Source organism: Arthrobacter sp. D3-16, assembly GCF_054408515.1.
Map to the genome: position 1 here is coordinate 3412629 of NZ_CP096437.1, position 25594 is coordinate 3438222.

A 25594-nucleotide genomic window follows, 5' to 3' on the forward strand; every position below is an offset into this window, starting at 1 on the left:
CGCTAGATGGAGTTCCGCCTAGGGTGAAGATTATCCCGATTGCCCGCCCTTGACCCGGGATCCGGCCCGGACCTTTTCATCGGGATCCGGCGCTGCCTGGATCGTCGTACCCCGGCGGTAGCCTGACTGCATGGGCGTGATGAACGAACTCATTGATCCTCGGAGCATCGGCATGCTCACCGGCGTCCTGACGGAAAGCGCGCCGGCCGTGGAGTGGAAGCGGACTGCTGCCAGCGCGTCGCTGCTGGGTGACCTGAACTTACGTGCACGGACCGATCTTGTGGCCAATGCCATCGTGGCCGACATCAGCACGGGTCCCTTGCCGGGATATACGACGGCGTCCAGCAGCTTCCGGGCGGCTCTGGCGGTTCCGGAATTCACCGGCTGGGTCTTGTGGCCGGTCTCGGAGGCCGCCGTCACCCTCGCCCTCGCCTCGGACGCAGTGAAGGACTTTGATGATTGCCTGGCCCTGCTCGCCGAACTGACGCCGCGGCTCACCGGGGAATTCGCCGTCCGTCGCCTTCTTGCCCGGGATCCGGACCGGGCCCTGGCAGCCATCCAGCAGTGGACCGCCCACCCTGATGAGCACGTCCGGCGCCTGGCGAGCGAGGGCACACGTCCGTACCTTCCGTGGGCCGTGCGCGTCCCGGCCCTCGTCCAGCGTCCCGAGACCACGCTGCCTATCCTCACGGCCTTGTACCGCGACCCGTCCGGGTATGTCCGGCGTTCCGTGGCCAACCACCTCAACGATCTCGCCCGCCATGCGCCTGATGCTGTGGTGGTTACAGCCCGGCACTGGCTCTCGGCGGCGGACAGCAACACGGGTTGGGTTGTCCGCCATGGCCTCCGCACCCTCATCAAGAAGGGGCACCCCGACGCGCTGGCGCTGCTGGGTTTCACACCGGCGTCGGTGGCCGTATCCGGGCCGCGCCTTGACCAGGACGTCCTCACGGTGCCCGGAGAGTTGACGTTCGCCTTCGAGATTTCCAACACCGGCAGCCAGGATGTGCGCCTCGCGGTGGACTACCTGGTCCACTACCGCAAGGCCAACGGCAGCCAGTCCGCAAAGGTCTTCAAGATCTCAACCCTGACCCTTGCGCCGGGCGAGAGCAGGAGCATCTCCAAGCGCCACGCCTTCAGGCAGATGACCACCAGGGTGCATCATCCCGGCCTGCACGCGTTGGAGCTTCAGATCAACGGCGCCGCGCATGGGCGCACGGAGTTCGTGCTGGAGATGGCGTAGTTCCCGCCGTGATGGCTAGAACGAGCCGGTGGTGAACTGCCAGCTCCTGCCCGCGAACGGGTTTCCGGCAAGGTCGCGCACTCCGGCGCTGCCGCCGGTCACCGTCACGGTGTACTTGGTCTTGGCGGCCAGTGCCTGCTGGGGATCCAGGATCCACTGGTTGGTGGTGCCGTTCCGGAACACGGAGGCTGGAACCACCGCGCCGGTAGCCGCATTTTTTACCGCGAATGTGGTCCCGGACACCCCCTGGACGGCCTCGTTGAAGGTGACGCTGATGTTGTTGGTCCGCCGCACCAGCAGGGCGTTGCTGCCAGGTGTTGTGCCCGTGACTAAGGGGGCCGGGCCGGTAAGGAAGCTCCAGGTGACGGAGGCCAGCGGGGTACCTGCGGCGTCGCGGATGGCGGAAGCCCCACCCACCAAGGTGGCCGTGTAGGTTACGTCAGCCGGCAGGCCGGCACCAGGGTCCAGGATGGCCGTGCGGGTGGTGGAGTTGTAGCTGACGGTGGCCGGGATGGTGCTGCCAGCGGCGTTTTTGAGAACAAACGTTCCGGTGGTGACGCCCTGAACTCCAGTGCTGAAGGTGGCCGTCACGTTGGCTCCCGTAGCCACAGCCGTTGCATTGGGGCCCGGCGCGGTGGCGGTGACGGTGGGCGCAGGCGCAGCCGGAGGGACCGGACCAGGAGCTGGTGCAGGGGCGGCAGCACCAGCTCCGGCAAACAGCAGGCGGTTAGGGGTGCCGCTGGTGGCTCCGGTGACCACCCCGGCGGTCGCACTGGATGCGAGCGTGCCTGCCACCTGGGCCGGTGAGAGTGTGGGGTTCTGGGAAAGAAGCACTGCTGCTGCCCCTGCCGTATGGGGGGCGGCCATGGACGTTCCGGACATGGATGCAGTGGCAGTGGCCGAGGTGTGGTGGGTCGAGGTGATCCCGACGCCGGGCGCGTAAAGGTCCACGCAGGATCCGAAGTTGGAGAAGGACGCCTGCCGGTCAGATGAGTCACTGGCAGCTACGGTAACGGCTGCCGGCACGCGGGCGGGAGAGCCGCCGCAGGCGTCAACGGCGGAGTTGCCGGCGGCAACCACGGCAGTGACGCGGTCGTTCATTACTGCCTGGATGGCAGTGTCCACGGCCGTGCTGGCCCCGCCGCCCAGGCTGAGGTTGGCTACTGCTGGCGTTCCCGCCGCGTGGTGGGCTGCGATCCAGTCCAGGCCCGCCACCACGTCGGAGTTGTAGCCGGAGCCGTTGCAGTCGAGCACCCGGACCGGCACTACGGTGGCGCCCTTGGCCACGCCGTAGGTGGACCCGGCCACCGAGCCTGCTACATGGGTGCCGTGTCCGTTGCAGTCGCTGGAGCCCCGGCCGTCCGCAACGGCGCTCCAGCCGGCTGCCACCCGCCCGCCGAAGTCTGCGTGCGAGGCGAGGACGCCGGTGTCCACCACGTACGCGCTCACACCGGCACCGGATGCCGCCCAGGAATAGGACCCGGACAAGGGCAGGGGCCGTTGGTCCACCCGGTCCAGGCCCCACGGTGCGGGCTGCTGGGTTGCGGAGAGGCTGACGGGGGCGTCGGCTTCCACCGAAGCCACCCGGCCCGAGCGTGCCAGTGCTGCTGCCTGTGCTGGATTGGCGGTTACCACCGCGCCACGGAAAGCATGGGCAAAAGTACGGCCGACGCCGATGCCCCGCGCGCGCAGGCCGGCCGCCTCTGCGGCTACGTCGGCATTGGCTGCGTACTGGACGATGTAGCGTTCCGTTGCGCCGGCATCCGCCGGGGGAGCTGCCGACGCCGGCAGTGAAGCGGTGGAAAGGGCGACGGCGGAAACCAGCACTGCGGCGAAGGGCAGCACAAAGGATGGAGTGCGAATTTTGGGGTCCTTGTTTTGGCGTTGCGGGCTGCGCGGGCGGTATGTCATCCGCCCTACCAAAAGGTTAGGACCCGGTTCCGCACCGAAACCGGGTCCTTGCAGGATCCTGTGCGAACACTTTGAGATTCCTGCGGCTGGACGTTGCCGGCTAGATCGAGGCTCCTGCAGGGATGTCCGGGCGGTGGCTCCGCCAGGAGTATTCGGGCTCAAAACCGAGCAGCCGCCTGGCTTTGTCAATGGACAGCATGGTTTCGTGCTCGCCCAGGTCCTTCGTGACCTTCACGTCGGGGAACACCTCGGCCGCAAGTTCCGCGCTTGGGCGGCTCATCACCGTGTCCGCATTGGCGATGATGTAGGCCTCGAAGCCCGGTCCGGCGTTTTCCAGCGCACGGACCACGGCCTGCGCGCCGTCCCGCCCATCGATATAGCTCCAGAGGTTCCATTTCCGCAGGGCCGCGTCGGCGTCGAAAGCCGGAAAGCGGTCGTAGTCTTCGGGGTCCATGACATTGGAGAACCGGAGCCCGGAGATGCTCAGCTCCGGATCCCACCGTGTCAGCTCCACGGCCATCTGCTCCTCGAGGTGCTTCACCAGCGAGTAGGTACTCTCCGGCCTGGCAGGATACTCCTCGTCCACCGGAATGTAGGGCGGGTCGGCGTCGAACGGCAGTCCCAGCACCGTCTCGCTGGAGGCGTACACTACCTTCTTGATTCCAGAGCGTCGGGCCGCCTGGAACACGTTGTAGGTGGACAGCATGTTGTTCTCGAACGTCGCGGCGTCCGGAAGGATGCCCGGCGCCGGAATGGCACCCAGGTGCACGACGGCGTCGAAACCGCTGTGCCTGTCATCCACGCCCAGCAAGGCATCCAGCACCTGGCCGTAGTTGCGGAGGTCCACCGCCACCAGCCCCGGGTTCCGCTCCCCCACGCGGTCCAGGTTGAGCACCTGGTGCCCGTCAGTAACCAGCCTGCGCACCACGTGCCGTCCAAGCTTTCCGCTTCCTCCTGTTACTGCCACCCTCATGCGCGTTCTCCCTTCCCGTTGAAAAAGCGTTCGACGGCCGCGATCGCAAGTTTGGTGATGTCGCCGGGGTCGCCGCTGCCGTTCACCGGCACCAGTAAGCCCCGGCCCGCGTAGACGGACACGACTTCGTGGGTTTCGCGGTGGTAGAGATCGAGGCGGCGCCGGAACACGTCCACGGTATCGTCCCTGCGGCCCTCGTCCTTGGCGCGTTGCAGCATCCGCTGTTCCAGCTCTTCGTCGGGGGCCTGAAGCTCTATGACCGCATCAAGGGCGTGCCCCTGGGAAGCCAGCACGTTGTCCAGCTCCATGACTTGGGGTGCGGTCCTCGGGTAGCCGTCCAAAAGGAAGCCCGCCTTGACGTCGGACTCCAGGAGACGGTCCTTGACCAGGGCGTTGGCGAGGTGGTCCGGAACAAAATCACCGTCGTCGAGGTACTTCACGGCTTCCTTGCCGAGTTCGGTTTCCCGGCTGACATTGCTCCGGAAGATTTCTCCGGTGGATACGGTGGGGACGCCGAAATGCTGCGCCAGGTGTTCCGCCTGCGTTCCCTTCCCCGAGCCGGGCGGACCGATGATGAGCAGTCTGGTCATGGTTCTGTCCCTCCGCGGCGCGGCACCGCTGGTTTCCGGGTCCGCCGCCGGCACCTCCGGCGCGTGCCCTATTCTGCCCGCAATACCAGATCCTGCGCCAGCAGCCACGGCGCAATCGGGAAGGCAAACATGACGTTTCCCGCGTCCTGGGGGTGTATATACTTTTCGGTATCGGTTTAGCAGCAGGCCGTTGGAAAGTTCGTCGATCCAGCGAGCATTGCCGCCTTCTGCCCTTCGGGTGGACGGAGCATGTTGCCGGCTCGTTTTGACCTGAGCGAATGGCACCAAGAAACCGTGGCCAGCGAGTCAACCGCAAAAACTGATACATCCATTACTGACCACCTGCATGAACTTGTCCTCAACAGCTCCGATGTTGAGGACTTCCTTAACGAACTGGCGCAGGTGTCCGCCCGCAATCTTTCCGAGCCCGGCGACGAGATCCTGTGCGCCATCACCCTGCTGCGGGCACGGAAAGCCGCCATGGTGGCCAGCAGCAGCCCGGCCGCCGAGGCCGTGGCACGGCTTGAGTACCAGTTCAACCAAACGCCGAGCATGATTGCCTCCACCACACAGGAGACCGTCCATGTTCCGGACATCCGCGAGGACGGGCAGTGGCCCGAATACTCCGCGGCCCTGCTGGGCGAGGGCGTCCGTTCCGTTCTTGCGCTGCCCTTCCAGCTCGAAGGCGGCACCAAGGCGGCTTTGTTGCTGTACTCAGGCCGCCCCAACCGGTTTGAAGAACGGGTGCTCGAATTCGCCGAGGACTTCGTCAGCCAGACGTCCCTCGCGCTCCGGCTTGCCGTCCGTTTTGCGCATTACAGCGAGACAGCGGCAAATTTGCGCGCCACCCTGGAATCGCGGACAGTGATCGATATGGCGGTGGGCATCATCATGGCCCAGAACCGCTGCAGCCAGCACGACGCCTTCGAGATCCTGAAGACGGCGTCGAGCACCCGCAACTCAAAACTGCATGACGTTGCCACGGCAGTAGTCAACGCCCTGGGCCAGGGGCCGGCACACACCCACTACGACGGATAGCAGCCCGGTGTCAGGCTCGCTTTGCCAGCGCTGGGGCGCGTCGTCGTCGGCATGGCTGCCTTGCCCGGCGTTGTTTCATGGCAACCGGGCCGGCGGCGGTAGACTGAGGCAACTTGTGCCGGGGGGCTCCAATGGAAACGAAGCGTGTCTGCCTCGTCGTTGAAGACAACGACGATATTCGTGGACTGATCACAATGGTCCTGGCGCGTGCCGGATTCCAGATGAGGGCCGTCGCCACGGGAGCCGAGGGCATCGCGGCAGCCGCGGATCCCGCCGTCGCTCTGGTAACCCTTGACCTCGGCTTGCCGGATATGGACGGGCATGTGGTGGCCCGCGCCATCCGCGCGCTGAGCAAGGCTCCCCTGCTGTTCCTCACCGCCAGGTCCGAGAACGACGACGTGCTTGCCGGCATGGCATCCGGCGCCGCCGCTTACCTCACCAAGCCCTTTCACCCGAAGGAGCTCCAGGACGTGGCGGAACAGCTCTGCCCTGCCTCTCACGCACCGGAACCCCTTTCACGGGCGCCGCACACATCCGGCAAATCCCTCCGCTAGCTTTCCTGCCCCGAAATGGGGCAGGACTCCTCAGCAGACCAAACCCGTGAAGGCAGCCGCTTCCGGCGCGCGCCATGAGAGCCGCGGTTTCCTATCCGATGGCGGCCGTCGTCCCGGCGTATGCGGTGGCCTGGTCACGTACCTGGACCAGATAGGTATCCGACTGATTGTAGGAGTAGATGGCGTCAGTCCATCCGCGCGCGGTGGTGAGATCACGGCCGTGGGCACAGAGATAGCTGGCGGCAGTGAGCGCAGCGTCGTCGATATTGAAGGGATCTGCTGTCCCGTCGCCGTTGCCGTCCCGCCCCGCAAACTCCCACGTTGAGGGAATGAACTGCATGGGCCCCACGGCACGGTCCCAGCGAGCGTCGCCGTCGAGGGCTCCGGCATCCGTGTCAGCGATGGCGGCAAACCCGTTTCCGTCCAGGCTCGGGCCAACAATGGGTCCGCTGGCCTGCCCTGCGGAGTCCAGGCTTCCGCCGCCGTACGCCCCGTGGTGGGATTCGACAAAGCCCACCGCCGCCACCGTATTCCAGCCAATCCCGCAGCCTGGAGAGGACTGGTTGGCCGCGCCCGCCGCGGCCACGTAGGCCCGGAGCGCCCGCTCGGGAATGCGGGTCTGCGCGGCGGCATGAGCCAGCCAGCCGGCATCCGCGTTCCGGGTGATGTTCACGGCCGGCGTGATGCCGGTGGGAAGCGCTTCGAGTTTCACCTCCGACCGCGGCGGCGGCTCGAGCGCCACACGGGCATCCGCGCCGGACTGCTGCAGTGCCCAGAATGACAACGCTGTGGTGACGCAAACCGCGAATACGGTGAAGACCATAAGACGCCTGAGGCGCAGCACGGTGTCGCGGGAGTAAGTCACGCGTTTGATCCTATCGATCAACGCCGCCCGGAGACGCCAACTGCCTGTTGCGCCGGTACTGCAGGAAAACAGCAGGTCAATGCCTTGGGCCCGGCGGCGGTGGTGGCAGAACCCGCCGGTAGCTCACAACGCCCCATCACCTCCCGCACGAATGTGGGGACGCCCGGAACCTTCGGCGACGGCGGCTTCCCGCCGTCGCCGAAGATTCCGGCGTGAGGCGGCTACTGGGCGAGGAAGCGCAGCAGCGCTTCATTGACCTCCGCTGCATGGGTCAAGAGCAAGCCGTGCGGGGCGCCCTCGATCTCCACGTACTCCGCGCTGGGCAAGGCCTTGGCGAACAGCCGTCCAGTGGAGTCGATGGGAAGGATGTTGTCCGCGGTGCCGTGGAGGATCAGCGCGGGAACGTCAATCTTGGGGATGTCCTCCCGGAAGTCTGTAAGCCAGGTTGGCTGCGCTGCAACAGATGCAGTTGCCCCTGCGCTGGAGGCCGTGTTCCAGCTGGCGGTGACTGCCTCCTGGCTGAGTCGGGGCATGCCAAGGAACGTGTCGGTGTTATAGAAGTTCTTGAAAAATTCGGTGAAGAACGCGTACCGGTCTGCCGTGACAGCCTGATTCAACCCGGCGAAGACCTCCTGCGGGACACCGTCCGGATTGTCGTCGGTCTTCAACAGGAAAGGTTCGAGGGATCCGAGGAACGCGGCCCTCGCCACCCGCGCGGAGCCGTAGGTGCTCAGGTAGCGGGCCACCTCGCCGGTACCCATGGAGAAGCCGACCAGCACCGCGTTGTTGAGGTCCAGAGTGGTCAGAATGGTGTTGAGATCGGCAGCAAAGGTGTCGTAGTCATAGCCCTCTGTGGTCTTGCTCGACTTCCCGAAGCCGCGGCGGTCGTACGTGATGACGCGGTAGCCGGCACCCAGCAGGGCGGTGGTCTGTTTCTCCCAGGAGGCGCCGTCCAGGGGATAGCCGTGGATCAGCACGACCGGCTGGCCCGAGCCATGGTCCTCGTAGTAAAGCTCGATGTCAGTGCTGTTTTCAGTTCCAACGGTGATGAAAGCCATCGCGGCGGTCCTTTCGAGACTGTGGGATCGATGCGGGTGGGAGATGTTGCCCGCGCAGTTCCTACTCTAGGGTGGTCCGCCGTACTCCAAGCTACTGCGAGGGCTGCGGAAGCTCGCACGATATCTGGGGATTGGCACCCATATAGTTCAGCGGGCCGGCGACGATGGTGATCGCTATCGTCCCTGCTTGCGCGCAGTTCCCGGGCGCGGAGCCGAAGTAGCCGCGCTGCCAGGCGGCCACACCGCCGATGATCAGCCAGATGACAACAAGAGCTCCGAGAATCCGCATGATTCCTCCATAGGCCGTGGCGGCTGTGGGTTCAATTATGCGGCGTCCGCCGCCAAAAGTGAGAGAGCGATTGGAGAAAACCCGCATTAGGTGAGAGAGCGTCTGGGGGCGGACACACAAAGGCACCTCCGGCGCCGGATAGATCCCGGTGCCGGAGGTGCCTTCAGTGCGTTGAACAGGCGGTGCCTGGATCAGGCGCTGGCAGCCTTGCCCGGAAGAGCCAGCTTGAAGATCTTGCCCCAGGTGGATCCAACCTGCTTCAGCAGCGGCCCCGTGGTGTACTTCAGGCCGTAGCGCTGGCAGATCTCGCGGACCTTGGGCGCCACCTCGGCGTACCGGTTGGACGGCAGGTCCGGGAAGAGGTGGTGTTCGATCTGGTGCGACAGGTTTCCGGTCATGATGTGCATGAACTTTGACCCGGAGATGTTGGCGGAGCCGATCATCTGGCGGATGTACCAGTCGCCGCGGGTTTCGCCTTCGGCCATTTCCTCGGTGAAGGTGTCTGTGCCTTCGGGGAAGTGGCCGCAGAAGATAACAGCGTGGGCCCAGACGTTGCGGACAGCGTTGGCGGTCAAAGTTCCGTAGAGCGCCTGCTTGCCGGAGCCCGTGAGCATGGCCACGGCGGGGGTTGCGGCGTAGTCCTTGGTGAACTGGGTGACAACCTTTTTGCCGAGGGCCTTCAGGTCCTTGAGCAGCGCCTCTTTGGACTTCGTGCCTTCCTTGAACTCCGTGAGCTCAAGGTCGTAAATGGCGATGCCCCATTCGAAGAGGGGCGCCAGAATGGCGTTGAACAGCGGGTTGGCCAGGTTGACGGGCTTCCACGGCTGCTGTTCGTCCATGCGCAGGAGGTTGTATCCGACGTCGTTGTCCTTGCCCACCACGTTGGTCCAGCGGTGGTGCAGGTCGTTGTGGGTGTGCTGCCAGGAACGGGACGGGGTAACGAAGTCCCACTCCCAGGTGGTGGAGTGGATGTCCGGGTCCCGCATCCAGTCCCACTGGCCATGCAGGACGTTGTGTCCGATCTCCATGTTTTCCAGGATTTTGGCCAAGCTGAGCAGTGTGGTTCCGGTGACCCAGGCGGCCTTGTTCTTGCTGACCAGCAGTGCAGCACGGCCGGAGATCTCCAGGCCGCGCTGGATCTTGATCACACGGCGGATGTAGGCAGCATCCGCTGCGCCGCGCTTGGCCAGGATCTCATCGCGAATCGCGTCCAGCTCGCGGCCAAGTTCCGCTACCTGCTCGTCAGAAAGGTGCGCTGCAGCGGGCGGGCGAACCGTGGGGCTGCCGGACTCGGCGAGCTTTCCGGGGCGCGTCCTTGACCCTCCGGTTGCAGTGCCTTCGGCGGGGGTGGTTTTGTTCGGTGAAATTACAGTCATACCTGGTGCTCCTCAGATTTCGAGGTTGACGGGTCCGGCGGCTGCCGAGACACACGTTTGGATCAATTGGCCGGGTTCGCCGTGGACTTCCCCGGTTCGGAGGTCGCGGACCTGGCCCGACAGGAGTGGGGTCAGGCAGCTGTGGCAGATGCCCATCCGGCAACCGCTGGGCATTAGCACCCCGGCGTCCTCACCGACGTCCAGAATGGGGGTGTCGCCGTCGGCTTGCACCTCCCGGTCGGAGGCCTCAAAGGTGACCAGGCCGCCGTCGTGCCCTACCCCGGCGTCGAACGTTGTGTTGAACCGCTCGATCATCAGGTTGCCGGCACCGCCCGCCACTGCCACATCTGAGCCTGGCGCAGCAGTGGTGAGCGCCGCACGCTTCCATAACGCCTCGGCGTCGTCCAGGAAACTGTCCGGGCCGCAGGCGTAGGCTGAACGTTCCTTCCAGTCGGGGCAGATTTCGTCCAGCTGCTTCGTGTTGGTGAGGTCCATTCGGCCTTGCTCGCCTGTAAACCAGTGTGCGAGGCGGAAATTGGGAAATTGATCGGCGAGCTCGGCAAGTTCCTCGCGGAAGAGGCTGTCGCCGGGCGTGCGCGCTGAGTGGACCAGCACGACGTCGGCATCGGGACGCCGCGGAACAAGGGTGCGGATCATGGACATCACCGGAGTGATCCCGCTGCCCGCAGTCACCATCAGCAGGGGCCTGGGGTGCTCAGGGAGCACGAAGTCGCCCTGCGGAGGAGCCAGGAACAGGACGTCGCCTGGCTTGGTAGTGCGTACGAGGGTTCCGGAAACTGCACCGACGTCGGTGACAGTGATGGCGGGATCCTTCCCGGCCGGGGCGCTCAGGGAGTAGGACCGCCAGTGGCGGACGCCGTCGAGCTCGACGCCGATCCGCGCCCATTGACCGGCCAGGTGAGAGTGCCAGCCGCGGCCGGGCCGGAAGAAAATCGTTGCAGACTGTGCCGTCTCCTGGACTACGCGGGTAACCACGCCACGAAGCTGACGTGCCGAATAGACCGGGTTGAACAACGCGAGGATGTCCTCCGGCGACAAGGGGGTTGTGAGCACGGTGGCCGCCTGGGCCAGCTGACGTAGCCGGATCATGGGTTAAAGCCTAAAAGGGCGCGGGCCATATTTCTCTCTCTCCGTCATATGACCGTTCCGCAGTCACGCTGTAGTAAGGGCGCTAAGCCCCCAAAGCCGCACTCTAAGAGTAACGGCTGCGGCCTGCAGAACGTTCCCCGTATTTCAGTAAGCATGCTTAGTGTATCGTCAGGTTGCTGCTTCCGCCGAGAATTTTCCTTTATGACCGGGAGACATTACGGCTGGTCAGAAGGACGCCCGTTGCCATCCCAGTGCCGGCGCGATATACCGCGTGACGTTTCCCAGGAGCTTGGCATTGAAATCGACGCCGAGCTGGTTCGGGACGGTGAGCAGCAGGGTGTCGGCAGCCTGTACAGCTGTGTCCGCAGCGAGTTCTTGGGCGAGGAAGTCCGGTTCGCCCACGTAGCTTTTCCCGAACCGAGCGGTGAGACCGTCGATGACGCCCACCTGGTCCCGGCTGTCGCGCAGGGCACTGCCCGCAAAATAGCGGCTGTCCTCCTCGTCCACGATGGGAAGCACGCTGCGGCTGACCGAGATACGGGGTGTGTGCTGGTGTCCGGCTGCGGCCCAGGCGTCCCGGAACAACTGGATCTGCTCCGCCTGGAGTTCGTGGAAGGGTACTCCGGTGTCCTCTGTCAGCAGGGTGGAACTCATCAGGTTCATGCCCAGTTCCGCGGCCCAGACGGCTGTCTTCCTGCTGCCGGCTCCCCACCAGATGCGCTCGGCCAGGCCTGGCGACTGCGGCTGGACGGGCAGCAGCCCGGTGGCACCGCCGGCATAACGGGGGTCCGCTTCCGCCACTCCGGCACCGCTGATGGCCTTCCGGAACAGGGCTGTATGGCGGCGCGCCATGTCCGCGTCAGTCTCGCCTGGCTGCGGTCGGTAGCCGAACGCAGCCGCACCTTCCCGGGCCGGCTCCGGAGAACCGCGGCTGATCCCCAGCTGGAGCCGGCCGCCGCTGATGAGATCGGCCGCGGCGGCTTCCTCTGCCAAATACAAGGGACTCTCGTACCGCATGTCGATCACGCCGGTCCCAATTTCGATCCGGCTCGTCCGTGCGCCAATGGCAGACAACAGGGGAAACGGCGAGGCCTGTTGCCGGGCGAAATGGTGGACCCGGAAGAATGCCCCGTTGACCCCCAGCTCCTCGGCAGCGACTGCAAGGTCAATGGCCTGCAGGAGGGCGTCCCCCGCGGTCCTGGTGCGGGAACCGTGGCCGGGGCCCCAATGACCGAATGAAAGGAATCCGATACGCTCCATACCTGCCCCAACTGCAGCGGGGCGGCAGGCATTCCCGGCTGGCATGATGGCCGGGTGGACATTTCTGAAGAAGCTGCGACCATCGCCAAAACAGTTGTGCTGTTCACCATCGCAGCGGCCGCGGAAATCGGCGGCGCCTGGCTGGTATGGCAGTCGGTCCGCGAAGGCAAGGACTGGTGGTGGGCCGGTCTGGGCGTGATAGCCCTGGGCCTCTACGGTTTTGTGGCAACGCTTCAGCCGGACGCCCACTTCGGCCGGATTCTGGCAGCTTACGGCGGGGTGTTCGTGGCCGGCTCGCTGGCCTGGGGCATGATCTTCGACGGCTTCCGCCCCGACCGCTGGGACGTGGCCGGATCCTTCATCTGCCTGGTGGGGGTTGCGGTGATTATGTTCGCGCCCCGGAACGCAGGCTGATTCCAGCACTCCCGCGGCCAGGGCAACGCCGCTGGCTAAACTGGCAGCGTGACCAACAGCGAGCAGCCCGGCAGCGCCAGCACCCCGCCGCGCGGGAAAATTGCGGAGCGGCTGCTGCCCGGCGGTGAGGAACCGGACCCGCGGTTCACCCTGGCGAACGAACGCACCTTCCTTGCCTGGATCCGTACATCCCTGGCGCTCCTGGCCGGCGGCATTGCCATCGAGGCTTTCACTGCCGACCTTTTCCTGGAGCCCGTCCGAAAAGGACTGGCGGTGGTTCTGCTCCTGCTGGGCATGCTGCTGAGCGCGGGCGCCGCGGTGCGGTGGCTGCGGGTGGAACGAAGCATGCGGAACAAGGCCCCGCTGCCGCTGCCTCTGATTGTCCCGCTGCTTGCCGGGGCGGGGGCGCTGGCGGCCGCCGTCGTGCTGGTCTTCATTCTCTGGCGCTGACCAGTGACGGCCACACACCCCGCCGGCAACCACGGCGATCCCGGCCTCCAGCCTGAGCGCACCACACTCGCCTGGGGCAGGACGATGATGGCGCTGGTGACAGTCAGCGCGATCTTCCTGCGCTGGCTTCCTGCCCATGGGCTGCCCATCCTGTTGCTGTTCGCCGTCGCGGCCGGGGCGGCTGCAGCGATCTACTTAACGCAGCGCCGCCGCTACGGCGCCAGTTCCCGCGGCATTGCAAAGGAAAACGTCGACGCCGACATCACCGCTGTGCTCTGGACGGCTTGTGCGGGGGTAGCGCTGGGCGGCCTCGGCATCGGCGTCGTCCTCGCCGGCTGAGCGCACCCCGGCTGAACGGGCCCCGTCTAAGGTGCGCCGGCTGAACGGGCGCCGGTGATCCCGCCCTAGAACATCGGCAGGACAAAACCCGCGAGCAGCGCCACGGCGCCGATGCCGGTGAGGCAGCGGCCCAGCACCGCTGCCGTTTTTCCAGCCTCTTCCGGAGCCGCCATCTGCCACTGGGTTGGCCGCTTGGGGTGGTAGTAGATGGGAAGGGTATCGCCGACGGCAAGGTCCCTGATGTCGTACGGCGACATCGGCGCATGGTGCACCTGGTACTTCCGGTCGAACCAGCGGAAACCCACGCCGCTGCTGTCCGAATACACCACGGCTTCGGCCACTGCCCACGGATGCACGAAGCGGCGCAGGAAGCCGGTGTAGAAGAGCAATCCCAGCCCGGCGGGCAGGCACAACCAAGTGAGCATTTCCAGGATTGGACCTGCCATATCAAGCACAGTGGGCATGATTCTGATGTTACAGGCGTAGCCTAAGGGAATCGTTTCCGGCGAAAGGGGTAGACATGAACAACGAGGATCTTTTGGCCCGCATCCAGGCCCTGGTGGAGGAGGAGCACACACTCCGCGAGGGATCCGGAGACGGCCAGGCGCCGGACCGGACCAGGCTGAGGCAGGTGGAGGAAAGCCTTGACCAGTGCTGGGACCTGCTGCGCCAGCGCAGGGCCAAAGCGGAGTCAGGCGAAAACCCCAACGAAGCCGAAGCCCGTCCCGTCAGCGAAGTAGAGGGCTACAAGCAGTAGCCCTCCACTTCGCAGCCGGGCTGGGTTTTCAGCCGATGGGTTCCGGCATCTGCTCCACCACGTACTGGGCTTCCACGGACAGCCCGGTGACGGGGTCGGCCATTTCCACTTTCCAGCTGCGGGCGAACTGGTTCACGCCGCCGATCATGGCCACAGTGCCGGAGATGAGCACGGTCCCGGGCTTGTTCAGGCCGCGCTCGGCCAGGACCTCCAGCCAGTAATCAGGGGTCAGCAGCGCCTCCAGCGTGCTGTCCTGAATAAGGGTGTCCGGGGTCTCCCCCTCCCCCACCCAGCCCTTCAGCGTGATTTTGTCCAAGTGGTCACGCACATCGTCAAGCCGCCATGCCTTGCGGCCCAGGACGTCCGGGCTCGCATTCTTGCTCCAGGCCACGCCATGGACCTCAAGCTCCCGGTCCGTGTGGTCGCAGGCTGCCGTCAGCAGGACGCCGTCGTCGGTTATCACCATCGCCCATTCGGCTTCCCCGGACGTGCGTCCGTGCTGCACGCACACTTCGGACACCTGCTGCGCGAGGTAAGGCGACACCGGGTAGAGGGCAGGGGTGGTGGTGGGTCCCGGAACACCAAGCTCCGCCAGTTCGGCAATGTGCGCCTGCACTTCATCCTGCTCGCGGCCCGCGTAGCCGGCGTTCAGGAGGTGCGTTACCTCCACATCCTCTATGCTGCCGTCGGGAAGTTCAAAGCTGAGAACCGTCATGGTGGGATCCGTCCTATTCGTGCGCTTAACGAAAAATTAACAAATCGGAAACCCGAAAAGGTCGCCAATGTACATCCAGTATGCGTAATGTATACATTATAGGCCAGCGTGACAGGCATCACTTTTGGACACTCCCGTGGAGGACACAATGAGCAACTCTCCCGTTCCGGCCGGTGCCGCGCCGCACCCGCCGATCCATCCCAAAGGCCTCTACAAGGCCTTTGCCGCCAGCCTCACCGGGACGGCCCTTGAGTGGTACGACTTCGCCGTCTACTCAGCGGCCGCCGCCGTCGTCTTTCCCATCGTCTTTTTCCCGGCCTCCGATCCCCTAACGGGCACCATCCTTGCCTTCTCCACCTACGCGGTGGGCTACGTTTCCCGCCCGGTCGGCGGGATCATCTTCGGCCGCCTGGGCGACCGCATCGGCCGCAAGAAGGTGCTGGTGACCACCTTGATGATCATTGGCGTGGCCACGGTGCTGATCGGCGTCCTGCCCGGATACGACGCCATAGGCATAACGGCCCCCATCATCCTGGTGCTCCTGCGGTTCGCGCAGGGCGTGGGCGTTGGTGGCGAGTGGGGCGGCGCCGTCCTGCTTTCCAGCGAGTACGGTGATCCGCACCGCCGGGGTTTCTGGGCCTCGGCCGCACAGGTGGGGCCGCCCGCCGGCAACCTCCTCGCCAACGGCGCGCTGGCAGTCCTGACCCTGATGCTTACGGAGGAACAGTTCCTCAGCTTCGGCTGGCGTATCGCCTTCCTTGTGTCGGCGCTGCTGGTCGCATTCGGCCTGTGGATCCGCCTCCGGCTGGAAGACACTCCTGTCTTCAAGGCGATCGCGGCCCATGGCGAACAGCCCCATGCCCCCATCCGCGAGGTATTCAGCCATGAACTGCGCCCACTGATCGCCGCCATCCTCTCCCGTGTGGGACCTGACGTGCTGTACGCACTGTTCACAGTGTTCACACTCACCTACGGCATCCAGTCCCTGGGCTACGAGCGCAACCAAGTACTCACCGCAGTCCTGATCGGCTCCGCCTTCCAGCTCTTTATGATCCCGCTGGCCGGCGCCGTATCCGACAGGTTCAACCGCCGCCTGGTCTATGGAGTGGGTGCGGTGGCCGGCGCCCTCTGGACGTTCATCTTCTTCGCCATTCTCGGCGGCAACAACCAGCCGATGCTGATCATCGGGATTGTCCTGGGCCTCATGGCGCACTCCTTTATGTACGGCCCGCAGGCAGCCTTCATTGTGGAGCAGTTCTCCCCCCGGCTTCGTTCCACCGGAAGTTCCCTTGCCTACACGTTCGCCGGCGTGATCGGCGGCGCCATCGCCCCGCTGATGTTTACGGTGCTGCTCTCACAGTTCGGCACCTGGGTTCCGGTGGCCATCTACGTGGCCGTTGCCGCCATCGTGACTGTGGTGGGGCTCGCCATGGGCCGCGACAACGACACTGTGGAGGACCAGGACTACCGTCTCCTCCTGGAAGGAGCCAGTGACGCAACGCGGGCATCGGGCGTGGGCGAATCCCGCTGACCGACGGAAAAGTTTTGTCCACGTGACGTGTTCACAAGGCCTTGCCGCCCGCGTCACGTGGACAAAGCTGCGTCAGGTCCGGAGCAGGATATCCCGCGTGACAGCCAGATGCTCGTCGATCGCCTTCTGCGCCTGGTCCACATCTCCGGACACCAATGCGTCGAGGATCCCCTGATGTTCGGCGCACACGTCCTGGCGCCGGCCGCCCGTCCGGAACAGGGCGGCAACCCCCACCAGGATCTGCCGGACGTGGAGTTTGCTGTACGTCCGCGAGATGAGTTCGTTGCCGGCGGCATCGATGAGCTGCTGATGGAAGAGCGTGTCCAGGCGGATAAACTCGCGGGCATCATCGGGCTCGCTGGTGTCCGGGATCCGGGCCTGGAGGTCCAGGGTCTCCTGCATCAGCGCGGCAGGCACCCGGTTCTCGGCGATCACCAGCCGGGCTGCATGGCTCTCGAGGACGCCGCGCAGTTCCATCAGTTCGGAGATTTCGCGGCCAGTGACGGGCGGAACGTACGCCCCGCGTTGCGGAATCAGTTCCACCAGCCCATCGGAAACCAGGAGCAGCAGCGCCTCACGGACCGGAGTGCGGGAGACCCCGATGTCGGCGGCAAGTTCCTGTTCATTGAGGAAGCGGCCCTGGAGTTCGGGGTCGATCAGGACGTTTTCACGCAGGTGGACATACGCCTTTTCCCGTCCGGACGCAGCCGTACCCGCCGTTTTTCCCATACATTATGTATACAACAGATTGGAGCTTTTCCATGCGCCTAGCAGTCGCCCAAATCATCAGCGGTGCGGACCCTGCCGCCAACCTGGAATTGATCCGGGATTATGCCACCCAGGCCAAGGCCGCCGGAGCGGAGCTGGTGGTGTTCCCCGAAGCTGCCATGCGCGCGTTCGGGAACTCACTGACGGACATCGCTGAGCCCTTGAGCGGGCCGTGGGCTGAAAAGGTCCGTGCGCTGTCCAAGGAACTGGACATTGCGATCGTCGCGGGAATGTTCACCCCCGGGAAGGACGGCAGGGTCCGCAACACGCTGCTGGTCACCGGCCCGGGCGTGGACACGTCCTATGACAAGGTGCACCTCTTCGACGCTTTCGGCTTCCAGGAGTCCAGGACCGTGGACCCGGGAACCGATCCCGTGACCTTCGAGATCAACGGCACGGTGTTCGGCCTGGCCACGTGCTACGACGTCCGCTTCCCCGCCCTCTTCACGGCAAATGCCCGCGCCGGTGCGCAGGTCAACATCGTCTGCGCCTCGTGGGGCGCCGGGGAAGGCAAGGCGGAGCAGTGGGACCTGCTGGTGCGGGCACGCGCACTGGACAGCACCACCTTCGTGGTGGCCTGCGGCCAGGGCGACCCCGAAACCATTGGCGCGGGACCGGCGGGAACGGCCCCCACCGGCATCGGCCACAGTGCTGTCATCACTCCCCTGGGCTCAGCGGTAGCCGCACTGGGCGGAAAGCCGGAACTGGCCGTCGTCGATATCGACCCCTCCCTGGTGGAGGAAGTGCGCACTAAGCTTCCCGTGCTGGCGAACGCCCGCCAGTTCTGATCCTCCTGGAACTGGCGATGGCCGGGCGAGTCGCTCCGGTTCTCCCCGCGAACGACGGCGGCGCGCCGCATTTCCCGTGCGGCGCGCCGTCGTCGTTTTCCATAGGTGGGGAGTTTGGCCCCCAGTGCGGTGAGTCTCCGTTTACGGCCGTGTAACCTGCCGGCGGGGAGCACGACGTCGGCTTCTCACCTTGCGCCGCTGACCCCGCGGCCCTGCAGTTGGCAAAGACAGCAGCAGCAACGTCTTCATACTTCCCGCCGATGGCAGCCGTTTACACCCCTGAAATATTTACGACACGGGGACTTCACACAGCCGCTCTTTCTGTAACGCCAGCGCAACTTTCACGCACGTTTTCCGAAACACGCCACGCGAAGGATGAGAAGCGGGGGAAATGCGAGGGCCGGCAAGAGCGCCCCGCTTTGAGGCGCAACGCGAAGGGACCCGCAGGTGGAGATCACTGCCCAACATGTCTGGCTGATGTTTTCAGCCGCGATGGTATTGCTGATGACCCCCGGACTCGGCCTCTTCTACGGTGGCATGACGCGTGCCAAGGCCGCGCTGAACATGATCATGATGAGTTTCATTTCCGCCGGGATCGTTGGGGTGGTGTGGGTGCTGTGGGGCTACTCCATGACAACAGGCGACGGCGTGCTGGGCCTCTTCGGCAATCCGTTCGCCAGCTTCGGGCTGCAGAACCTGATGGCCTCACCGGACCTGATCAAGGCCGGATACAGCGCCACTTTCGCCATCATCACGGTGGCACTGATCAGCGGTGCCATCGCCGACCGCGCCAAGTTTGGTGCCTGGGCAGTGTTCGTTCCTGTGTGGGTCACAGTGGTCTACTGCCCCCTCGCCTACATGGTCTGGGGCGGCGGCCTGATGAGCGCCGAGGGAGCCGTCACCGCTGTTTTTGGTCAGGTCATCGACTTTGCCGGCGGCGCCGTGGTGGAAATCAGCTCCGGAACGGCAGCCTTGGTCCTGGCCCTGATGGTGGGCCAGCGCCATGGTTTCGCCAAGGATCCCAACCACCGCCCGCACAACGTCCCGTTCATTATGCTGGGTGCTGCCATCCTGTGGTTTGGCTGGTTTGGCTTCAATGGCGGGGCAGCGACCACGGTGGAGCAGGCCGGCCTGATCTGGGTCAATACCCTGGTGACTCCGGCGGCGGCGATGCTCAGCTGGCTGGTCACCGAAAAGATCCGGCACGGCCACCCCACCTCGCTCGGGGCGGCGTCAGGTGTGGTGGCCGGGCTGGTGGCCATTACTCCGTCCTGCGCCAACATCAGCCCAGTGGCCGCTATCGGCCTGGGCCTGGTGGCCGGGGGTGCCTGCGCCGTATTCGTGGACCTCAAGTACCGGTTCGGGCTGGATGATTCCCTCGATGTGGTGGGGGTCCACCTGGGCGCGGGACTCATCGGAACACTGGCACTCGGTTTCATAGCCCTCCCGGTGGACGGGCTGGGCGGCGGACTCTTCTACGGTGGTGGCCTCCAGCAGCTCGTGGCCCAGTCCGTGGCTGTGGTGATCACGCTGCTGCTGTCCGGGATCGGGACCCTGGTTATCGGCCGGGCCATTAACAAGACCATCGGGTTCCGGGTCAGCCGCGAGGCAGAGACTGCAGGGGTTGACCTTTCCGAGCACGCCGAGAGCGCTTACGCCTTCGGGGAGCTGGGAGCCGGGTTCAACCCGGCGGGCCACGCCATGGCGCAGTCCCCCGCCCCTGCCGGTCAGTCTGCCAGGATCTTGTAGAGGGCCCGGCGGGTCTCGTCCAGCTTCTCAATGGCTGCTGCCCGCTGCTCCTCAGTGACACCGGTACGGAACTGGTGAATAACGCCCATCAGCTTCCCGATGCTCTGGTGGAAGTCCCGGTCCGGGTTGTCCGGCCCGGCGTTCCATGCAGCTTCCATCTCCTCTGCATGCTCTGCCACCCAGGCCCTTCCGGCATCCGTGAGGGTGAATTCGGTTCCACGGCCTTCGCTGAGCGCGGTAATGAGCTCCTCGTCCACGAGCTGCTGCAGGGTGGGATAGATGGATCCCGGGCTTGGCCGCCAGGCTCCACCGGTTTTTTCAGCAATCGCCTTGATCAGTCCGTAACCATTCGAGGGCGCTTCGGCCAGGAGCGAGAGGATGGCTGAGCGGATGTCACCCCGGCTTGCCCTTCGTGGGCCGCGCCCAAATCCGGGCCCAAAGCCCGGGCCAAAGCCTGATCCAAAGCCCGGTCCGAACCCGGGCCCAAAGCCGCCGCCCCGGTGCCCGTGCGGTCCGCGCCTGCCGCGGCCGCGTTCAAACCGGCCCCGGTCAGAGTGGTAACCGGAAGATTCGTCATGAGAAATGCCCTTCATCGTGGCATCGTCCTTTCGTCCTGTTAGTCTTCGCTATCTCGTTCAGCGATAGGTAACGATATGTCGTTAACTATCGCTGAGTCAATAAAAGAATTGACCAAAACATGATCTTCCACGCTGGTTCAAAGCTTGGCACCGGCGTAGTCTTGTGGCACTCTTCAAGCTCGAGGGCTGAAAAATGGCGAAAAAGAAGCGACGGCGTGGTCGCGGTTCTGTTCTGGGAAGCATTTTTGGATTCCTCGCGGCGAGCGCCATGTGCGGCGTGCTTGCCGCGAGCCTGGTGGTGCCGTCTGTTGCCGCTGCCGGTTACGGGGTCAGTACTTCCATCGGGTTTTTCGAAAGCCTGCCGGAGGAGCTGACGGTCCAGCCGCCGTCGCAATCCACCAAGGTCCTCACCTCCGATGGCCAGTCCATCGCCACGTTCTATGCCGAGAACCGGGTCAGGATCCCGCTCGACCAGATGTCGCCTTACATCAAGGACGCCGTCATAGCCATCGAGGACAGCAGGTTCTATGACCATGCCGGCCTCGATCCCCAAGGCATCCTCCGGGCAGTCGTGGCGAACCTGACGAAGGGTGACCAACAGGGCGCCTCCACCATCACGCAGCAGTACGTCACCAACGTGATCAACGAGGCGAGACTTTCGCAGGAGCGGCCGGATGAAGTGATCCTCAGCGGCCAGAAGGATATCGGGGACAAGCTGCGGGAAATGAAACTGGCTGTTGCCTTGGAGAAGAAGTTCACCAAAGAGCAGATCCTTGAGGGATACCTGAACATTGTGTTCTTCAACAGCGATGCCTACGGGATCGAGGCGGCCGCCCGCTACTTCTTCAGCACTACTGCCAAGGACCTCAATCTGCCCCAGTCCGCACTGCTGGCAGGGCTGGTGAACAGCCCCACGTTCTATAACCCCGCGCTTAACCCGGACAAGTCGGTGGTCCGCCGCGACCAGGTGCTCGGCGAGATGCTCCGGCAGGAGAAGATCACCCAGGAAGAACATGACCAGGCGGTAGCCACCCCCATCGAGCTGAAGATCAGCCCGGAGCGGCAGGGCTGTGCGAATGCCACCATGGCGCCGTACTTCTGTGACTACATCTCGCACCTCATCCTGAACAACCCCGCATATGGGCCAACCCTGAAGGAACGGGAGAGGAAGCTCTACCGGGGTGGCCTCACCATCACCACAACCCTGGACAGCAGGCTGCAGGCGGCAGCCCAGTCGCAGGTGGACGGCACGGCAGGGCCGAATCCGGACCGGTGGGGAGCCGCCCTGGTGTCCGTCCAGCCCGGCAGCGGGAGAATCCTTTCAATGGCGCAGAACACGGTGTTCCTGCCGGAGCCGGGCAAGTTCGATACCCACCTGAACTTCAACGTGGATGCAAAGGACCCGCAGGGCAATGACCTGAACGGCGCCGGCGGCTTCCAGACCGGATCCACGATGAAGCCGTTCACGTTCGCCCAGTGGCTGAATGAGGGCAAGCCGCTGAACGGCGAGGTGGACGCCTCAAAGCGCGTCTACCCCTTGGGATTCCCCTGGCGGTCCAGTTGCGGGAAGGTGCTGGGCGCCTACAGCACAGCCCAGAACAACCCGGAACTGGGCGCGGCAGATGACCTCCAAAACGCCGAGGAGGGCTTCTACAAGAAGATGCCCATCAACTACGGCTTGTATAACTCCATCAATACAGCCACCTTCGCTTCGGCTACCCAGCTGGACTTCTGCGGCATCCAGAAGATGGTGGACGCCGTGGGCCTTCACAGCGGCCATGACGGTTCCCCGATCAATATGCACCAGCTGGGCAACCTTCTCGGCGCCACCAACGTGGCGCCCCTCCATATGGCAAACGCCTTTGCCACCTTCGCCACCGACGGAAAGTACTGCACCCCCATCGCCCTGCTGGAAGTCACTGACGCTGCCGGCGGGAAGCTTCCAGCCCAGACCGTCGAGTGCCGGGATGCAGTAAAGCCCGACGTCGCCCGCGGCGTGAACTCCGTGCTGCAGGACGTGATGAAGGTGGGTTCCGGGGTCTGGATCAACCCCAAGGTGCACGACAAAGTTCCCGTGGCGGCAAAGACCGGAACCTCAAACAACAACGGGGCCACCTGGGTGGTCGGCTACACCACAGGCCTTTCCACTGCTTCCTTCTTTGGGGACGCGCTGGAAGGCCAGAAGCGCCCAGGACAGAACGTCACCATCAACGGCACCTTCTACCCCCGTCTGGATGGTTTTATGATCGCCGGGCCGCAGTGGGCCAACTACATGGTGAATGTGGCACCGCTCTATCCGGCCGCACCGTTCCCGGGACCTCCGCCGTCCATGTCGAGCCCCAACCCTCCGCCCACTCCCAGCCGCTGACTCCGAGCCGGCTGCGAACCGGGAGTCTCTGGCAGGATTGGCGGGGTGAAGAGGCTTGAAACCGAGCGGCTGGTGCTCCGCCAGTGGGAGCGGGAGGACGCCGACTTTGTGCTGGACCTCTACTCGCGCTGGGAAGTACAGCGTTTTATCGGGAACCACCCGCAGGTGATGAGGGACCGCGCCGAAGCCGAGGAACGCATCCGCATCTGGCGGAGCATCGGCCGGCAGGACATGGCCCACCCCGCACACGGCATCTGGGCAGTGGAACTGAAGGAACCCGCTACGCTCCGGCCCCTGGCGGGGACCCTGCTCCTGAAGTCCATCCCGGCGTCCGGCGGATCGCTGCCGCTGCAGCCTTCCGGTGATACCGAGATCGGCTGGCACTTCCACCCCGATCACTGGGAAAACGGCTATGCAACTGAGGCGGCCGCCGCGGTCCTGGCCTACGCCTTGGCCAGCGGGCTGGACAAAGTTGTGGCAGTCACGGCCCCGGCCAACACCGCTTCACAGCGGGTCTGCGCACGGATCGGCATGACCTACCTGGGCCAGACCGACAAGTATTACAACGCACTCTGCGAGCTTTTCGAGGCGAAAGCACCCCACCCAGGCCAAGCAGCCGCCGATGACCGGGCAGACGCCGGCGGGCAGCACCGCCGTCGTCCGCCCGCCTGATCAGTAGGCCGGGCCCGTCCCCTTCCAGAGCCGCCGCCACCACGAGCGGGGCGCTTCCGGCTCAGGCTCGGCCTGGGGAATCTGCGAGGCTGCCCGGCGTTCACCCCACCGCCGCACCTCCTCCTCCACGTCCCTGGTCCTGGTGATGACCGGCGGCCCGCCCTGAAGCTGGCGCCGTGCGTCGATGACCCGGCGGTTGAAGTCCTGCAGGATGTCGCGGACCTGCTGTTCTGTGTACTGGGCATCGAGCTTGGCGTCCAGCTCGGCGTCCTCGGTGCGGAGCAGAATGGCCGCCGGACCGAGGCCGCTGATGTTTTCCCGCTGAATGAGGCCTTTGACCCACCAGTCGGGGTCGTAGGACTCACCCAACCCCGGAATCGGTTTGCCCGCGTACTTGAGGTTGTCGAACTTTCCTTGTGCCATGGCATCCCGGACCAGGTACTCCGCCCTGGCTGCATCGCTCACCTTCCGGCGTTTCTCCCGCTCCTGGGCATCAAGGGCGTCAAGCGCCGCTTCCTCCTCGGCGCTGATGCCGGCTCCCCGGTAGGACCGGACGTCCGCGGCCCGCTCCAGGCGCTTTCGGAAGTCCTCCGCACCGCTGCTCATTGCTGCCACCGCCTCACGTCGGAATGATCCTTCCTTCCAGTATTCAGAAGCTTTTCGTCCGCTTCAACGCCAGCCGTGGATCACTTCGGGCATGAGGCCTAAGCTGTTCAACGCCGACCGATCGAACAGGAGCACGTCCATGGATGCCAGCGGATCAGCAGAGCGGGCGGAGACTTTCAGCTGGACGGATCCCCGGGTGGGGCTGGAACACCTCCCGCGGATGTCCGGGCTGGAGTTCCTCTCCGGGATGCGCGACGGGACCATTCCGCGGCCGCCCATGGCAGCACTAATGAACATGGTTCTTTTGGCGGTGGAATCCGGGCGGGTGGAGTTTGAATGCCGGCCCGGTGAAGCGCACTACAACCCGTTGGGCGTGGTGCACGGCGGCCTGGCGTGCACGCTCCTGGATACGGTGGTGGGGTGCGCCGCCCACAGTACTTTGGCGGCGGGGTTGGGGTACACCTCCATTGACCTTTCCGTCAGCTACCTTCGCCCCATTACGGCCCAGCAGGGGATCCTTCGGGCCGAGGGAGCGGTGGTCAAGCAGGGGCAGCGCGTCATCTTTGCCGAGGGACGCGTTCTTGGCCCGGCCGGTGAGCTGCTGGCCACTGCCACGAGTTCACTCCTCGTTATCTCCGCGGCTGCCGCAAGGCGAATACGCTAAGCCGACGACGGCGGGAGGTCCCGCCGTCGTCGGCTTCCTTGGGTATGGGCCGCGTTAGCCGCTCAGGCGTTGGCGTGCTCGGAAAGGATGGCATCGATCTGTCCGACGGCCTCCCGCATGCCTTCCTCCATCCCCATCTGGACCATCTGCTCCATCTGCTCCTCCGACTCGAAGGAGGAGACGATCGTCATCCTGGTACGGTCACCGACGCCCTCCAGGTTGACGGAGGCGTGCGTGGTTCCCAAATCATCCACGGGCTGGCCGTTGTCATCGGCAAATCCGTCGTCGAACGCAATCCTCTTGGGGCCTTCGATGGTGGTGAAGCGCCACCAGCCGCGGGCCTTTTCGCCCTCGGGACCGCTCATGTAGTAGCTGGCCTTCCCGCCTGAGCGGAAGTCGAACTCCTCAAAGGTGGCCGGCCAGGTAGGCGGGCCCCACCAGCGTTCCAGCTGGCGCGGGTCTTCCCAGATCTGCCAGACCCGCTGGACGTCCGCGTCAAATTCTGCGATCAGGGTGAAGCTGAGCGCTTCAAGATTCTTGGTGGAACTGATTACCGGCATTGCAGAAACCTTTCCTTATCCTTCGGCCAGAATGTCAGCGATCCGGCCTACGCGCTGCTGCCAAATCGCCTCGTACTCATCGAGCAGCCTGCGGGCTTTCTGCAGCCCTTCATGGTTACCCCGCACGATCTGCTCCCTTCCGCGCTTTTCCTTGGTGACCAGGGATGCGCGCTCCAACACCGCAACATGCTTTTGGACGGCGGCGAAGCTCATGGCGTAAAGGCCTGCGAGACCGGAGACTGTGTATTCCCCGACCGTCACCCGGCGGACGATGTCCCGCCGCGTTGAGTCGGCGAACGCCTGGAACAGGCGGTCAAGTTCGGTTTCGCGGAGCTGATCTACAACCATTTGGTTGTAGAATAGTCCCG

Annotated in this window: 30 protein-coding genes; 13 read left to right on the forward strand and 17 right to left on the reverse strand. The window is 64.8% G+C overall.

The annotated features are described in order from the left end of the window. Nucleotides 1-30: 30 nt before the first annotated feature. The gene (locus tag M1D32_RS15900) at nucleotides 31-153 is read right to left on the reverse strand and encodes a hypothetical protein (protein WP_458779582.1); all 123 of its coding nucleotides are present in this window, start codon (nucleotides 151-153) and stop codon (nucleotides 31-33) included. Between M1D32_RS15900 and M1D32_RS15905 the strand changes: the two genes are divergently transcribed. Further along, nucleotides 140-1243 carry a DNA alkylation repair protein gene (locus M1D32_RS15905; RefSeq protein WP_458779583.1) on the forward strand — a complete coding sequence of 368 codons (1104 nt, stop codon included), beginning with the start codon at nucleotides 140-142 and terminating at the stop codon, nucleotides 1241-1243. The two genes, M1D32_RS15900 and M1D32_RS15905, sit on opposite strands and share 14 nt — an antisense overlap. A 15-nt stretch (nucleotides 1244-1258) precedes the next feature. Here M1D32_RS15905 and M1D32_RS15910 read toward each other — a convergent pair whose 3' ends face one another. The 3 genes from M1D32_RS15910 to M1D32_RS15920 form a co-directional block, all read right to left on the reverse strand. Beyond that, nucleotides 1259-3154, reverse strand: coding sequence for a S8 family serine peptidase (locus M1D32_RS15910; protein ID WP_458779584.1), 1896 nt, complete (start codon nucleotides 3152-3154; stop codon nucleotides 1259-1261). A gap of 100 nt (nucleotides 3155-3254) precedes the next feature. Then, nucleotides 3255-4127 (reverse strand): NAD-dependent epimerase/dehydratase family protein, encoded by an 873-nt coding sequence (locus M1D32_RS15915; protein ID WP_458779585.1) that lies wholly within the window; start codon nucleotides 4125-4127, stop codon nucleotides 3255-3257. Further along, nucleotides 4124-4717 (reverse strand): adenylate kinase, encoded by a 594-nt coding sequence (locus tag M1D32_RS15920; protein ID WP_458779586.1) that lies wholly within the window; start codon nucleotides 4715-4717, stop codon nucleotides 4124-4126. The genes M1D32_RS15915 and M1D32_RS15920 overlap by 4 nt, the downstream gene beginning before the upstream one ends. 294 nt (nucleotides 4718-5011) lie before the next feature. On the opposite strand from M1D32_RS15920, the gene M1D32_RS15925 reads away from it, so the two are divergent. Both M1D32_RS15925 and M1D32_RS15930 read left to right on the forward strand, forming a co-directional pair. Then, entirely contained in the window at nucleotides 5012-5755 is a 744-nt protein-coding gene (locus M1D32_RS15925) for a GAF and ANTAR domain-containing protein (protein ID WP_458779587.1), read from the forward strand. A 131-nt stretch (nucleotides 5756-5886) separates the two neighbouring features. After that, nucleotides 5887-6309 carry a response regulator transcription factor gene (locus tag M1D32_RS15930; protein ID WP_458779588.1) on the forward strand — a complete coding sequence of 141 codons (423 nt, stop codon included), beginning with the start codon at nucleotides 5887-5889 and terminating at the stop codon, nucleotides 6307-6309. A 91-nt stretch (nucleotides 6310-6400) separates the two neighbouring features. Here the strand turns inward: M1D32_RS15930 and M1D32_RS15935 are convergent, their stop codons facing one another. The 6 genes from M1D32_RS15935 to M1D32_RS15960 all read right to left on the reverse strand — a co-directional run bounded on the left by M1D32_RS15935 (nucleotide 6401) and on the right by M1D32_RS15960 (nucleotide 12267). Continuing rightward, entirely contained in the window at nucleotides 6401-7153 is a 753-nt protein-coding gene (locus tag M1D32_RS15935) for a lytic transglycosylase domain-containing protein (RefSeq protein WP_458782212.1), read from the reverse strand. A gap of 242 nt (nucleotides 7154-7395) precedes the next feature. Further along, complete coding sequence (locus M1D32_RS15940) at nucleotides 7396-8232, reverse strand: alpha/beta fold hydrolase (protein ID WP_458779589.1); 837 nt, start codon at nucleotides 8230-8232, stop codon at nucleotides 7396-7398. A gap of 91 nt (nucleotides 8233-8323) precedes the next feature. Then, complete coding sequence (locus tag M1D32_RS15945) at nucleotides 8324-8521, reverse strand: hypothetical protein (RefSeq protein WP_163166235.1); 198 nt, start codon at nucleotides 8519-8521, stop codon at nucleotides 8324-8326. Between the two features lie 191 nt (nucleotides 8522-8712). Continuing rightward, nucleotides 8713-9897 carry a fatty acid desaturase family protein gene (locus M1D32_RS15950; protein WP_458779590.1) on the reverse strand — a complete coding sequence of 395 codons (1185 nt, stop codon included), beginning with the start codon at nucleotides 9895-9897 and terminating at the stop codon, nucleotides 8713-8715. A 12-nt stretch (nucleotides 9898-9909) separates the two neighbouring features. Continuing rightward, nucleotides 9910-11007 (reverse strand): ferredoxin reductase, encoded by a 1098-nt coding sequence (locus M1D32_RS15955; RefSeq protein WP_458779591.1) that lies wholly within the window; start codon nucleotides 11005-11007, stop codon nucleotides 9910-9912. A gap of 225 nt (nucleotides 11008-11232) precedes the next feature. Continuing rightward, nucleotides 11233-12267 carry an LLM class flavin-dependent oxidoreductase gene (locus M1D32_RS15960; RefSeq protein WP_458779592.1) on the reverse strand — a complete coding sequence of 345 codons (1035 nt, stop codon included), beginning with the start codon at nucleotides 12265-12267 and terminating at the stop codon, nucleotides 11233-11235. 54 nt (nucleotides 12268-12321) lie between these two features. Here M1D32_RS15960 and M1D32_RS15965 point away from each other — a divergent pair, with 54 nt between their 5' ends. The 3 genes from M1D32_RS15965 (at nucleotide 12322) to M1D32_RS15975 (ending at nucleotide 13470) form a co-directional block, all read left to right on the forward strand. After that, nucleotides 12322-12681 (forward strand): YnfA family protein, encoded by a 360-nt coding sequence (locus tag M1D32_RS15965; RefSeq protein ID WP_458779593.1) that lies wholly within the window; start codon nucleotides 12322-12324, stop codon nucleotides 12679-12681. Between the two features lie 48 nt (nucleotides 12682-12729). After that, nucleotides 12730-13131 carry a YidH family protein gene (locus M1D32_RS15970; RefSeq protein ID WP_458779594.1) on the forward strand — a complete coding sequence of 134 codons (402 nt, stop codon included), beginning with the start codon at nucleotides 12730-12732 and terminating at the stop codon, nucleotides 13129-13131. An 84-nt stretch (nucleotides 13132-13215) separates the two neighbouring features. Next, a complete protein-coding gene (locus M1D32_RS15975) occupies nucleotides 13216-13470 on the forward strand; it encodes a DUF202 domain-containing protein (protein ID WP_458782213.1) in 255 nt (84 codons plus the stop codon). Between the two features lie 65 nt (nucleotides 13471-13535). Here the strand turns inward: M1D32_RS15975 and M1D32_RS15980 are convergent, their stop codons facing one another. Further along, nucleotides 13536-13934: a hypothetical protein gene (locus M1D32_RS15980; protein ID WP_458779595.1), complete on the reverse strand. Its 399-nt coding sequence runs from the start codon at nucleotides 13932-13934 to the stop codon at nucleotides 13536-13538. A 56-nt stretch (nucleotides 13935-13990) separates the two neighbouring features. On the opposite strand from M1D32_RS15980, the gene M1D32_RS15985 reads away from it, so the two are divergent. Continuing rightward, nucleotides 13991-14227, forward strand: a complete 237-nt coding sequence (locus tag M1D32_RS15985) for a DUF2630 family protein (protein ID WP_458779596.1) — start codon at nucleotides 13991-13993, stop codon at nucleotides 14225-14227. 28 nt (nucleotides 14228-14255) lie between these two features. On the opposite strand, the gene M1D32_RS15990 is transcribed toward M1D32_RS15985, so the two are convergent. Beyond that, the gene (locus M1D32_RS15990; protein WP_458779597.1) at nucleotides 14256-14942 is read right to left on the reverse strand and encodes a DUF2848 domain-containing protein; all 687 of its coding nucleotides are present in this window, start codon (nucleotides 14940-14942) and stop codon (nucleotides 14256-14258) included. A gap of 148 nt (nucleotides 14943-15090) precedes the next feature. On the opposite strand from M1D32_RS15990, the gene M1D32_RS15995 reads away from it, so the two are divergent. Further along, nucleotides 15091-16473: an MFS transporter gene (locus M1D32_RS15995; protein WP_458779598.1), complete on the forward strand. Its 1383-nt coding sequence runs from the start codon at nucleotides 15091-15093 to the stop codon at nucleotides 16471-16473. A 72-nt stretch (nucleotides 16474-16545) separates the two neighbouring features. On the opposite strand, the gene M1D32_RS16000 is transcribed toward M1D32_RS15995, so the two are convergent. Continuing rightward, the gene (locus tag M1D32_RS16000; RefSeq protein ID WP_458779599.1) at nucleotides 16546-17202 is read right to left on the reverse strand and encodes a GntR family transcriptional regulator; all 657 of its coding nucleotides are present in this window, start codon (nucleotides 17200-17202) and stop codon (nucleotides 16546-16548) included. A gap of 32 nt (nucleotides 17203-17234) precedes the next feature. On the opposite strand from M1D32_RS16000, the gene M1D32_RS16005 reads away from it, so the two are divergent. Next, nucleotides 17235-18029 carry a carbon-nitrogen hydrolase family protein gene (locus M1D32_RS16005; RefSeq protein WP_458779600.1) on the forward strand — a complete coding sequence of 265 codons (795 nt, stop codon included), beginning with the start codon at nucleotides 17235-17237 and terminating at the stop codon, nucleotides 18027-18029. A 447-nt stretch (nucleotides 18030-18476) separates the two neighbouring features. Next, nucleotides 18477-19778 carry an ammonium transporter gene (locus M1D32_RS16010; RefSeq protein WP_458779601.1) on the forward strand — a complete coding sequence of 434 codons (1302 nt, stop codon included), beginning with the start codon at nucleotides 18477-18479 and terminating at the stop codon, nucleotides 19776-19778. Here the strand turns inward: M1D32_RS16010 and M1D32_RS16015 are convergent. Next, complete coding sequence (locus M1D32_RS16015) at nucleotides 19757-20371, reverse strand: PadR family transcriptional regulator (protein WP_458779602.1); 615 nt, start codon at nucleotides 20369-20371, stop codon at nucleotides 19757-19759. The genes M1D32_RS16010 and M1D32_RS16015 overlap by 22 nt on opposite strands. 178 nt (nucleotides 20372-20549) lie before the next feature. On the opposite strand from M1D32_RS16015, the gene M1D32_RS16020 reads away from it, so the two are divergent. Together M1D32_RS16020 and M1D32_RS16025 are read left to right on the forward strand one after the other, a co-directional pair. After that, nucleotides 20550-22724 (forward strand): transglycosylase domain-containing protein, encoded by a 2175-nt coding sequence (locus M1D32_RS16020; RefSeq protein ID WP_458779603.1) that lies wholly within the window; start codon nucleotides 20550-20552, stop codon nucleotides 22722-22724. 45 nt (nucleotides 22725-22769) lie between these two features. Further along, entirely contained in the window at nucleotides 22770-23396 is a 627-nt protein-coding gene (locus M1D32_RS16025) for a GNAT family N-acetyltransferase (RefSeq protein ID WP_458779604.1), read from the forward strand. Here the strand turns inward: M1D32_RS16025 and M1D32_RS16030 are convergent, their stop codons facing one another. Next, nucleotides 23397-24002 (reverse strand): DnaJ family domain-containing protein, encoded by a 606-nt coding sequence (locus M1D32_RS16030; protein ID WP_458779605.1) that lies wholly within the window; start codon nucleotides 24000-24002, stop codon nucleotides 23397-23399. 139 nt (nucleotides 24003-24141) lie between these two features. Here M1D32_RS16030 and M1D32_RS16035 point away from each other — a divergent pair, with 139 nt between their 5' ends. Then, nucleotides 24142-24666: a PaaI family thioesterase gene (locus M1D32_RS16035; RefSeq protein WP_458779606.1), complete on the forward strand. Its 525-nt coding sequence runs from the start codon at nucleotides 24142-24144 to the stop codon at nucleotides 24664-24666. A 62-nt stretch (nucleotides 24667-24728) separates the two neighbouring features. Here the strand turns inward: M1D32_RS16035 and M1D32_RS16040 are convergent, their stop codons facing one another. Together M1D32_RS16040 and M1D32_RS16045 are read right to left on the reverse strand one after the other, a co-directional pair. Beyond that, a complete protein-coding gene (locus M1D32_RS16040; protein WP_458779607.1) occupies nucleotides 24729-25226 on the reverse strand; it encodes an SRPBCC family protein in 498 nt (165 codons plus the stop codon). Between the two features lie 15 nt (nucleotides 25227-25241). After that, on the reverse strand, nucleotides 25242-25574 hold the full coding sequence (locus tag M1D32_RS16045; RefSeq protein WP_163166197.1) for an ArsR/SmtB family transcription factor: 333 nt from the start codon (nucleotides 25572-25574) through the stop codon (nucleotides 25242-25244). Between the last annotated feature and the right edge of the window lie 20 nt (nucleotides 25575-25594).